At 46.1% G+C, this 9,494-nt stretch carries 5 protein-coding genes; 1 reads left to right on the top strand and 4 read right to left on the bottom strand.

Features of this window, described 5'->3' with window-relative positions:
• Nucleotides 1–215 precede the first annotated feature (215 nt).
• A complete protein-coding gene (psbC, locus tag J7529_RS23700) occupies nt 216–1,577 on the top strand; it encodes a photosystem II reaction center protein CP43 (protein ID WP_413038720.1) in 1,362 nt (453 codons plus the stop codon).
• Nucleotides 1,578–1,854: 277 nt separating this feature from the next.
• Here the strand turns inward: psbC and mutS are convergent, their stop codons facing one another.
• The 4 genes from mutS to J7529_RS23680 form a co-directional block, all read right to left on the bottom strand.
• Nucleotides 1,855–4,464, bottom strand: a complete 2,610-nt coding sequence (mutS, locus tag J7529_RS23695; RefSeq protein ID WP_318731022.1) for a DNA mismatch repair protein MutS — start codon at nt 4,462–4,464, stop codon at nt 1,855–1,857.
• Between the two features lie 297 nt (nt 4,465–4,761).
• Nucleotides 4,762–6,453, bottom strand: coding sequence for an iron uptake porin (locus J7529_RS23690; RefSeq protein ID WP_318731021.1), 1,692 nt, complete (start codon nt 6,451–6,453; stop codon nt 4,762–4,764).
• 266 nt (nt 6,454–6,719) lie between these two features.
• Nucleotides 6,720–8,570: an iron uptake porin gene (locus tag J7529_RS23685; RefSeq protein ID WP_318731020.1), complete on the bottom strand. Its 1,851-nt coding sequence runs from the start codon at nt 8,568–8,570 to the stop codon at nt 6,720–6,722.
• Between the two features lie 57 nt (nt 8,571–8,627).
• A complete protein-coding gene (locus J7529_RS23680) occupies nt 8,628–8,906 on the bottom strand; it encodes a 4a-hydroxytetrahydrobiopterin dehydratase (RefSeq protein WP_318731019.1) in 279 nt (92 codons plus the stop codon).
• Between the last annotated feature and the right edge of the window lie 588 nt (nt 8,907–9,494).

Here is a 9,494-nt window from a genome sequence, read left to right as displayed (position 1 = left end):
CATGGATGTCCCCGGCAGACCAACCCCATGAGTTCTTTACCTTCCCTGAAGAGGTTCTTCCTCGCGGTAATGCTCTGTAGAACAAACTTGTTGTCATTATCCCCAAATCAGGGATAATGGCTCACATCCCTTGAATCAATTCACCTTTTTTGACCTAGATCGTAGAGAGTAGAACAAGAGGTTCGACTAGCGTGCAAAGCACTTTCAATCCTTCAATGGTAATGGGCGGTCGTGACCAAGAATCCACCGGTTTTGCTTGGTGGGCTGGTAACGCCCGTTTAATTAACCTATCCGGTAAACTGCTGGGCGCTCATGTTGCCCACGCCGGTCTCATTGTCTTCTGGACTGGCGCAATGACCCTGTTTGAAGTGGCTCACTTCATCCCTGAAAAACCCTTGTATGAACAAGGTGCTATTCTTCTCCCTCACCTGGCTACCCTCGGTTGGGGTGTCGGCCCTGGTGGGGAAATTGTAGACACCTTCCCCTACTTTGTAGTTGGTGTACTCCACCTGATCTCTTCTGCCGTCTTAGGACTAGGTGGAATTTATCATGCCGTTCGTGGCCCCGAAACCTTAGAAGATTACTCTTCTTTCTTCGGTTACGAGTGGAGAGATAAGAATCAAATGACCAATATCATTGGCTACCACTTAATCCTCTTAGGAATAGGAGCTTTATTGTTGGTCTTCAAAGCTATGTTCTTCGGTGGTGTTTATGATAGCTGGGCCCCTGGTGGTGGTGCAGTTCGTATCATTAGTAACCCGACTCTCAACCCGGCTGTGATCTTCGGCTATCTCGTCGATGCTCCCTTTGGTGGAGAAGGCTGGATCATTGGGGTGAATAACATGGAAGATATCATCGGTGGTCATATCTGGATTGGCTTGATTTGTATCTCCGGTGGTATTTGGCATATTCTTACAAAGCCTTTTGGTTGGGCCCGTCGCGCCTTCATCTGGTCGGGTGAAGCTTATCTGTCCTACAGTTTAGCTGCTCTTTCTCTGATGGGCTTTGTGGCTGCTGCCTATGTTTGGTTTAACAATACAGCTTATCCCAGCGAATTCTACGGCCCCACTAATGCTGAAGCTTCTCAAGCTCAGTCCTTTGTATTCTTAGCTCGTGACCAAAAGTTAGGAGCTAACATCGGTTCTGCACAAGGCCCCACCGGTCTAGGTAAATACCTGATGCGCTCTCCCACTGGTGAAATCATCTTCGGTGGTGAAACCATGCGCTTCTGGGACTTCCAAGGCCCCTGGTTAGAGCCTCTTCGTGGCCCCAACGGTTTGGATCTCAACAAACTGAAAAATGATATCCAACCTTGGCAACTGCGTCGTGCTGCTGAGTATATGACTCACGCACCTAATGGTTCTATCAACTCCGTAGGTGGAATTATTACTGAGCCTAATGGGTTTAACTATGTTAACCCCCGTGCTTGGTTGGCTGGTTCTCACTTCATTTTTGCCTTCTTCCTATTTATTGGTCACCTCTGGCACGCAGGTCGCGCTCGTGCTGCTGCGGCTGGCTTTGAAAAAGGAATTGACCGCGAAAATGAGCCAGTTCTGTCTATGGGCGACCTGGATTAATTTTTAGGTTATCAAAACCCTATATTCCAAAGCTGAACTAAGCTTGTAGGAACTGAAAAAGAGAGATGGTTTATCCATCTCTCTTTTTCAATTGCTTCGCCAAAATCAAAAATATCTCGTGATATGGCAGAAAAGGAGTTGGTTAGAACAGTTAGGTGATGGTTTAAGGCAATAGGCAACAGGCAATAGAAAATGTCCTTACTCTCCCTTTCTCTGCTATATCAAGTCCTTATTGCAATGTACATCGCAAAGGGCTGTAATGAATTAAGGTATAGGTTTATTCTTCCCTATCCTCGCCCTCTTCTCCATCTTTTTCTGATATGGGAATAGCTTGGCGCAAGCCAACGGCAATTTTACTATGTTGTTCAATTTGAGTCATCACTTGTTTGGCTCGTTCAATCACGATCTTGGGTAAACCCGCTAATCTTCCAGCTTCAATGCCATAGGATTTATCCGCACCACCCGGTTGAACTTGGTGCAAAAAGATGATTTTATCGGGCATTTCTTTGACGGTGACTTGGTAATTAGCTACATTGTCTAAGATGGAGGCTAATTCATTCAGTTCATGGTAATGGGTGGCAAAAATTGTTCTTGCTCTGATTTCTGTCGCTAAATATTCTGCTACAGCCCAGGCAATCGATAGACCGTCAAAGGTAGCCGTTCCGCGACCAATTTCATCTAATAAGACTAAGGAGCGAGATGTGCCATGATTGAGAATATTAGCGGTTTCATTCATTTCTACCATAAACGTAGATTGACCGGTAGCTAAATCATCCACTGCACCAACACGGGTAAAGATACGATCGGAAATCCCTAATGTAGCAGATGTTGCTGGCACAAAACTACCAATTTGCGCCATCAGTTGAATTAAGCCCACTTGCCTAAGATAACAGCTTTTACCACTGGCATTCGGCCCCGTTAAAATAACTAGATCTGTAGACAGTTTTTTATTATTTTTAGCTAAATTTGTGTGGTTTGGAACAAAAAATGCCCGTCCTAAAGTTTGCTCAACTACTGGATGTCGTCCCTCCCGAATGAGTATTTCTCGTCCTTCAGTTAAGGTGGGACGACAGTATCCTTCAACAACTGCCACTTCTGCTAATCCACATAACCCATCAATGGCAGCAACGGCACGAGAAACTGTACGAATTAACTCGGTTTGCTCCCCTACTTCGGTTCGCAATTGCACGAATAGTTCATATTCTAATTGGTTTAAATCTTCTCGCGCAGTCAGAATTCGGGCTTCTCGCTCTTTCAATTCTTCAGTAATATAACGTTCTTCATTAACTAAAGTTTGTTTGCGAGTATAGCCTTCTGGAACCTGATCGGCTTTAGATCGAGAAATACTAATATAATATCCAAAGGTTTTATTATATCCCACTTTTAGATTAGAAATACCGCTTCTTTCCCGTTCGCGAGTTTCTAAAGAAGCTAACCATTCTTGATCTTCTTTTGCATCTGATCGCATCCTATCTAAGTCAGTATTCACCCCTGCTTGAATCAAACCCCCTTCCTTTAACTGCTGAGGCGGATTTTCCACTAAATAGTCTTTGATCGTATGAGCTAATTGTTCTAGTTCTGGCGGTACAGTTTGTAGCGCTTTCAGAAATGGAGATCGCCCCTTACTGGCTAACTGAGCTAACGGAGGTAACTGGGCTAAAGATTCAGCTAAAGAGACTAAATCCTTCGCATTTGCACTTCCCGATCCCGCTTTCCCGGTGAGCCGTTCTAGATCGGAAATCTGGCGTAAAACTTGACGAATCAAATTCCTTAGTTCGGTATCTTTTACTAATTCTTCAATGGTATCTTGTCGTGCTTCAATGCCTTTTAACTTCAACAACGGTTGCAAGATCCACCGACGTAGGGCACGTCCTCCCATAGCCGTTAATGTGCGATCGATTGCATAGAGTAAGGAGCCATTAAACGTGCGATCGCGGACAGTTTCCGTAATTTCTAAGTTACGGCGGCTTTGATGGTCTAAAATAAGGAAATCCTGGGTCGAATAACTCCGCAATAATTGCAGGGTTACAGCATTTTGTTTTTGGGTTTCCTCCACATATTCGAGCAGTCCACCGGCAGCGCGAACCCCTAATGGAATCCGATCGCATCCCATGCCCTCCAAAGATCTGACCTTAAACTTACTCAGCAGGCGCTCAGTTGCATCTTGTAAACTAAAGACTAGCTGCGATCGCCAGGAATAGCAAAAACAGTCAGGTAACCCTTCCGGAAGTTCCTCAGACTTTTCCCCTGGGCGTAACATTTTCCCCAGATCCGGTGCGTCCGTCGGCATGAGGATCTCCGAAGGTTGTAACCGCATTAGTTCCTGATTTAAATGCTCTAAGCGACTCGCTTGAGTAGTGAAAAATTCACCTGTAGAAATATCCGCATAGGCTAATCCCCAATGGTCTTTAACTAGCACTACTGCTGCTAAAAAGTTATTTTGACGAGCACTTAACATCGACTCATCTGTCAGGGTTCCAGGAGTAAGAATTTTGGTAATCTCTCTGGTCACCATCCGTTTTTCGGCTGCTGCAACTGCCGCATCTTCCGTTTGATCGCAGACTACTACCGGGTAGCCTTTTTCTACCAATTGAGGGCAATAACGATCCAGTGCATGATGAGGAACCCCGGTCATCGGCACTCTGCCAATTTCTTTCCCCCCATCTCGACTCGTGAGCGCTAATTCTAACTGCACAGAAAGAGTAACTGCATCTTGAAAAAAGCATTCAAAAAAGTCACCTACTCGGTAGAGCAATAAGGCATGGGGGTATTGTTCCTTCACCTGCACATAATGCTGAAGCATGGGCGTGAGTTTCTTGATATCCAATTGTTGATAATCAGCGTTAGGAATATTCAAGTCTTCCGAAGCGGTAGGGGAATAACTCATATCAATTAAAAATTTAAAATTAAAAATATCTTGGGGAAGAATAGCCTCTCGCGATCATATAGCATTTCTCTTTTCTATGAGGTACATCTTGAAGCCTTAGAAACTCAGCCATACAAGCTATTGACTAGCGCGAAGCGCTATAGTAGACTCTCCCCTTACTCAATAACGCAGAATAGATCGGGTTCCAAAAACTGAATTCTTGAATAAATCAATAGGCTTGATATGAATTCAAAGAATAGAAAAGGGTGTACTATGAGTACACCCCTTCTATCGTTTTCTAGAGATTAGCTGAGAACTCTAGAACTTGAAGGTAGTCCGAATGGTTCCTACGTAAACAGAATCGTTCCGGCTATCTCCTTCTGGGTTAAACACAGCAAGGAAACCAGGGGTAATGGAGATATTGTCGGTTAAACGGAGGCGATAGAAAGCTTCTAGATGGATCGGGGTGTCAGGAGCTTCTCCTGTTCCGTTCGTAACATGGGGAGGCATACCTACCATGAGTCCACCTAAGTTGCCTTCTGCACCAAGATCGGGGAAGGTGAATCCAACGATCCAGTTCCAGATCTCTGCATCGTCTAAGCGATCGCGGCCTTGACGGTCTAAGTCTTGGGCGTTCATGTAATGACCCCAAGCATTGAGAACAAAGCGATCGCTCACTCGCCACTCTGCTGCTAGACCGAAGGAATCAGCGGCGATCGCCTCTCCAGACTTCCGGAAGGGATCAGAAGCCAACACCCCAATCCCACGATTAAGCGGCCCAGATAAGCCAGTTGCACTACGACCTGCACCAGAGATGTAATCGCGAGCATAGGTGAAACCAATACCAAACCGATCTCCTTCATAGCTCAACTGACCCATCGCACTGAAGCTACCATTGAATAGACCATTTCCTCTTGTTGGGTCTTGAGCTTGGTCGGCTAAGTAGGAATAACCGAGACTGATACTTGGTGTAAAGTAGTACAGACCAGTGATTCCCGCATCTCCTCCTGAGTAGATGGGGCTGAGAGCAGCAAAGCGAGATATAGCACCACTACCAGAGCTATTCAAACTGAAGGTCGGAATCAAGTCATCATGGGCTTGACCAATCACCCCAATCTGCATTACCCCTCTAGGAGCGCCGCTCTCAAAGTATCCACCGTAGGGGAAACGGTAGGTTAAGATCGAGACATTGACTTGTTCCGCAGTATTCGTTTCATAAGCTAAACGAGCTGTACTTGTTCCCAGTGCAGGACGAGTCCCTTCAACGTTTCCTGCTTCAAGTCGGGTTCTCAAGCTATCTTCACCCGTGAAACTGGTGTCGAAGTTCAGACGGACACGACCGGACAATGTCATGTTATCATCCACATCAGCTCGCCGCCCCCCTGCTGTTGTTGAGCCAGGAATTCTACGGCGATCGGGACCCCATCCTCTCAAAGGTTTGTTGTCTCCCCAAGCATTGATTAAGGCGAAGACAGCTTCTCCATTCAATTTAGTTGTTGTAGAGAATTGGTGTTCTTCCAAGAAGTCCACCCGTGCTTCCAAACTATCCACCCGTCCTCGTAAGGTCGCTAATTCAGCAGCAAACTCTTCTTGCAACCGTTGCAGTACCGCCAGGTCTTCGCGAGTCACCAAGTTGGCAGTAGCAGCAGCGATCAACTCGTTGATGCGGTCTAAACAGGCATTAACCCCAGCCGCAAACTCATAGCGAGTCATAGCTCGGTTACCCCGATAGGTTCCATTGGGATAACCCGCAATACAACCATAGCGCTCCACCAAAGATTGCAGTGCTTGGAATGCCCAGTCTGTAGGACGAACATCACGCAATTGGGAAACCGAGGTAACTTGACCAATTGAGCCGCTACTGCGCGTTCCTCTAGAATACTCTTGGATTTGGTCTATATTGCTGGTTTCTGCGGTCTGGGCTAGAGCCGAGCCACCCGATACCAACAAAGCAGCGCCCAACAGCGCTGGGGTTAGACTAATAGATTTCCATAGAAGTTTTGACTTCATTGCTGTTTCTCCTCACACCTTAAAGAATCATCAACTTCCCATCTGGGATTTTATCACCTAAACGCTGGAATGTCAGGATACTCATGTTAGGTTTTACTAACTCCGTCTTGTCCTCTATCTTGCACCATGATTGGATTTTTGGCAGGATTTCGACGAGGTGCTTTCGATTTTAACTTGATTTTCCTGTTCCAGCCCTCTTGTTCTAACAGGGTGTAAGGTTTGGGCAATACCTGAACACCTTAGCACCTCTGCTAGAAAGTCTCAATTTAGAACGACAAGGTCGTTCTCAGGGTCCCAATCACTGCTGTATCCTCATTCAAAGCATCTTGGAAAGGACTGATTAAGACCGTTACCCCTGGAGTGACGGAAACGTTATCGGAAATCCGGATTTTGTAGAAGCTTTCAATATTGATGGGAGTACTATTATCTACTCCACCTTGTAAGCTTACCCCCGTTAAAGTGGGAGGCACACCAACCGAGAGTCCCCCAACATTACCAGCTCGGAATAGATCGGGGAAGGCCATGTTTAGACCATATGTCCAGATTTCCCCGCTCCCCCGTTGTCCTTGAGTTAACAATTGGGCATCAGTATAGCCAACGAACGCATTCGCCACAAACTTCGGACTCAGCCGCCAAGAAATAGCTCCCCCATAGGAATTAGTTGTCGTCCGTCCTAAATCCGTTAACAGCCTTGTTTGAGGGGTACTCACCAAGTCAAACCCATATCCATTGTCAAAGATTGGGCTGTATTGGTCGTGATAGCCATTGGCATAGGTAAAGGCAAAGGAGAGGCTATTAGAAGGGGTAAAGGTCAACTGAGCTAACATCCCATAGTCTCCATTAAAGAGACCATTACCATTTCTGGGGTTTTGTCCGTTTTCCGCCAAATATCCCCAACTCAGGTTCACCGCACCTAAATTCAGGAATTTAAAGTCACCCAAGTTGATATCTAGACCAATCCCTGCACCACCCCCAATCCGGTATAGAGGATTCCGTTGCGAGAACGTATTGAGAGAGCCGCTACCCCCATCGTAATCTTCAAAGTAGGGGTTTAGGGTAGGTACAAAGTCATCAAAGGTTCCACCAATGGCAGAAATAACGACATTAGTCCGATTGTTGTAGCTCCAGTAGTATTGAAGTTTGTCTACATAGAGTTGATCGTTAGCTTCCCGGTTAACTTGGAAGGTTTGCAGTCCTTGACCGGATTCTTGTTGGAAGTTAAAGCGATCGGAAGAACCAGCTTGCAGACGAGTCAATAACAGGTCTTTCCCAGTGAAACTGGTGTTCAGGTTCATCCGCACACGACCCATTAGAGCGGTCTCGTTATCACTTGCAAAGCTCTCTGTCCCTCCACTTAAGTTGGGATCAAAACTATTAGAAACACCTAAGAATGCTCTACGACGGCCCACATTGAACCGAGAATGCCGGATACTACGGTCTGCATTCCAGGCATTAGTAACGGCAAAAATGGCTTCACCAACCAGTTTGGTAGTCGTGGAGAATTGGTTAGCTTCTAGCTCTGTGGTGCGTGCTTCTAGGGCATCCACACGACCACGAAGAGTTGCCAATTCTGCGGCAAATTCTTCTTGGAGCCGTTGTAGAACTGCTAAATCTTCACGGGTAACAGCATTGGCCGTAGCTGCCGCAATCAGTTCATTAATTCGGTCTAAGCAAGCGTTTAAACCCGCAGCAAACTCATACCGAGTGATAGCTCGGTTCCCCCGATAGGTTCCATTTGGATAGCCGGCAATACAGCCATAGCGCTCGACTAAGGATTGTAGAGCTTGGAAAGCCCAGTCAGTGGGGCGTACATCCCGCAGTTGAGAAACGGAGGTAACTTGTTCGACTTCTTCTTCGACTTCTTCTCTGTCGCTGCTGTATTCAATTACTTGATCTAGAGTAGACCGCTCTTGAGCCATCAAAGAGGGTTGAACCTCAAGATCCAAGGATTCGGGAACTCCAATGGAGAAAGAATCATTAATATTTATATCTAGAGATTGATGGTTAACCACGGGCGGGTTACTAGTACTCTCAGCCGCATGAACCAGAGAACCAGAGATCAACGTAGTCAGGACTGCTGGACTTACCAACAGGGTCTTCCACAGAAATTTCGACATTTTACTTGCTCCTCACACCTTTAAGCTTTTAACTTTAGAAGCTTATTTTAGTTTACCTTATTCTATTTGGGAGATCACTTGTGCCAAAGCAAAATCCTTTTCTGTTAAACCACCTGCATCGTGGGTTGTCAAGGTAATGCTGACTCGATTGTAGGAGATGGAGAGGTCAGGATGATGATTGGCGCTTTCAGCCGGTTCAACTATTTTATTGATAAAGGCGATCGCCTCAACAAAGTCTTTGAACCTGCGCTGGCACTGTAGGCTCTCTCCCACCCATTCCCATCCAGATAGGATTTTGGCTTTTTCCTGTATTTCGGCTTGAGTCAGTTTAGTCATTCCTTTGATTTTCCCTTTTGCTTCATGACTATCCGCTCTCACTGGTGAATGTCCAATTTCTTCAGCTCTTAAGAGCAATCCAATTTTGAACGTTTGAGAGTGAGAGCGGTGTAGCGGGTCTTCAGTTTGAAACCTGACTGCCGGGAGGAACCCCAGCTAGTCATTCTGACGATAGGTTTTCTAACGTAAGACTAGCGTTTAGAGAACAGCCCCGGCCCACAGCCGGCATACTCCAACCTGAAGACCCATGCATTTACTACTATCTGACATAGGCATCACCTCCTAAACATTGCAACATTACACTCGTAAACGAGTAAGAGAGCATCTAGCTCTAAGTGCCTTGCACCTGTGAATCACCTTAGCACAGAGTTCCAGAATCGGGGAGTAAAGGAGTGGAGAGTGGGGGGAATACGGGGATGCAGAGACACGGAGATACGGAGAGAGCAAAAAATTAGGGTGAGCAGGTACTGCCCACCCTAACATTTGGGTGAATTCTCAGAATTGGTAATTACAGAGCATTACCGCGAGGAAGAACCTCTTCAGGGAAGGTAAAGAACTCATGGGGTTGGTCTGCCGGGGACATCCATG

The sequence above is a fragment of the Roseofilum sp. Guam genome (assembly GCF_017746735.1).
Lineage (GTDB): Bacteria > Cyanobacteriota > Cyanobacteriia > Cyanobacteriales > Desertifilaceae > Roseofilum > Roseofilum reptotaenium.
The sequence above is the reverse complement of the archived record's forward strand: the minus strand, read 5'-3'. Positions and strand labels throughout refer to the sequence as shown.